This window comes from Flavobacterium sp. GQ95 (genome assembly GCF_059758655.1).
Genome location: NZ_JCAXEB010000086.1, coordinates 1 through 257, shown reverse-complemented (window position 1 = coordinate 257; position 257 = coordinate 1). Strand labels below are relative to the sequence as shown.

The following is a 257-nucleotide window of genomic DNA, read 5'->3' as shown; positions in this document are numbered from 1 at the left end:
AATGGATTATTCCAGCAATACCCATACCTGTTATAATTTTGGGTATTAAAGGGTTCCTGTACAAAATTATCCGGCTGCAAAAAACGATGCAGTTTGGGATCATACAAACGACCGTTCATGTTGATAAGCCCTACGCTTTGCAAATGCTCATGGCCCGTGTAGCCCCTGTCAAGAATAGTAAGACCGCTCAGCGTTTTACCAGCGCCATCCCGCACTTCTACAATTGCCCCCCACGCATCAAAAAGACGCGTTTCCAG

General features: G+C 45.9%; 1 protein-coding gene. It reads right to left on the bottom strand.

Annotated features, from left to right (window positions below; all coding sequences use genetic code 11):
* Positions 1 to 257 (bottom strand): RHS repeat-associated core domain-containing protein (locus AC6CH4_RS26040; protein WP_498108253.1); only part of this gene is annotated, 257 nt, incomplete at both ends.